The organism is Aquimarina sp. U1-2, assembly GCF_017897595.1.
Classification (GTDB): domain Bacteria; phylum Bacteroidota; class Bacteroidia; order Flavobacteriales; family Flavobacteriaceae; genus Aquimarina.
On the sequence record NZ_JAGKIK010000185.1, the window covers coordinates 1 to 251 of the forward strand.

General features: G+C 38.6%; 1 pseudogene. It reads right to left on the reverse strand.

The window, feature by feature from the left end:
• Window positions 1-251, reverse strand: a pseudogene (locus J8281_RS20050) (hypothetical protein); the annotation flags it as partial.

Below are 251 nucleotides of genomic sequence, written 5' to 3' on the forward strand. Positions count from 1 at the left end.
CCTGGACTTGCTGTACCTACAATTTGAACTGTAGTCACATCTACAGTATCACCTGTGGTATCATTAGCTAAAATATTTACGGTTACCGCAGTATTGGTAGTATTACCTGTACTAAGATCATCACTGGTAACAGGTGTATAATCAATAGTGATAGTCGCTTCATTAGAAGTATTCCCATCGTTGTCATTAATCGTATAATTTACGGGTGTAGGATCTAAGGTGTACCCAGGGTTCGGGGTAAAACTTATTTC